General features: G+C 65.1%; 1 protein-coding gene and 1 pseudogene. Both read right to left on the bottom strand.

Annotation, left to right across the window (positions count from 1 at the left end):
* Nucleotides 1–269, bottom strand: a pseudogene (locus tag IG80_RS15985) (flagellar basal body rod C-terminal domain-containing protein); the annotation flags it as partial.
* Nucleotides 270–276: 7 nt separating this feature from the next.
* Nucleotides 277–1,185 (bottom strand): FHIPEP family type III secretion protein (locus IG80_RS14450; protein ID WP_198027402.1); only part of this gene is annotated, 909 nt, incomplete at its 5' end.

Raw genomic sequence — 1,185 nt, 5'->3', positions numbered from 1 at the left:
GACCGCGTGAGCAGCTGCTCGCCGTCACGCTCAATCACGAAGAAGCCATCCCCGCGCAGCGCCAGATCCAGCATGCGATCCGACGGCTTCAGTGGCCCGTCGGCGAGCTCCACCTGCTGCCTGACCCCGGTCGACTGGGCAAAATCAGGAACGGCACGTACGCGCTGGAACCCCGGGGTGCCGATGTTGGCTACGTTGTGGCTGACCGCATTCACGCCACGGATGTCGGCGTCGAGGGCGCGGGTCAACGCCTGGATGGTTTCGCTCATGGCGTCCTCATGGATTCGTTCCAACTGATGCAAACGAGCGCACCATCATGTTCGAGGGCACTTCGCTCAGGCTGACCACCGCCACATGCGGAAGCGAGCGCTGGATCAGGCTCCGCAACGGACGGCGCAAGGATGGCGGACACAACAGCACCGGATTCAGGCTTCGCCCCATCATGGCTTCCGACTGCCTGGCCAGATGCTTGACGAAGCCGTCGAGCTGGCCCATGTCGGTGAACAGTGCGCCGCGACTGGTCTCTCCAGCCCGTTGACTGACCATCAGTGCACGCTCGGTGTCCGGCGCCAGCGTCAAGACCTGCAACTCGCCCTGGGCATCATTGAATCGCTGGCAGATGGAGGGCCCAAGGCGCTCGCGTATGCGCTCGGCCAGTTCGTCGGGGGCCTTGATGGTCCTGCCCGCGTCCACCAGAACCTCCAGGATCGCCTCGAGATTGCGCACGCTGACCTGCTCGCGCAGCAGCAGCTGCAGCGTCTTCTGCACGTCCGAGTACGTCAGGATGTTGGGTACGAGCTCATCGACAAGAGCGCCGCATTGCTCGTGCATGCGCTTGAGCATCCGCTCGGTCTCCTGCCGGGTGAGCAGCTCCGGGGCGCGTTGCTTGACCACCTCGTTCAGGTGGGTGATCAGGACCGTATCCGGCTCGACCAGGGTATACCCCGCTCCCCGCGCGAACTTGCGTATCTCCGGATCCACCCATTGCGCGGGCAGGCCATACGCCGGGTCCCGGGTCTCGCTGCCCTCCAGGCGTGGGCGGGTACCGCCGGGATTGATCGCCAGCACCTTGTCGGTGACCAGCACACCACTGCCGGCACGGTGCCCCTGGACCAGGATCTCGTAGGCATGCGCATCGAGCTCGGGACGCAGGCTGGTCTGCAGGCGGGGCATCACGAAACCAAG

Origin of the sequence: Candidatus Paracaedibacter symbiosus (assembly GCF_000757605.1) — a bacterium.
GTDB lineage: Bacteria > Pseudomonadota > Alphaproteobacteria > Paracaedibacterales > Paracaedibacteraceae > Paracaedibacter_A > Paracaedibacter_A symbiosus.
The sequence above is the reverse complement of the archived record's forward strand: the minus strand, read 5'-3'. Positions and strand labels throughout refer to the sequence as shown.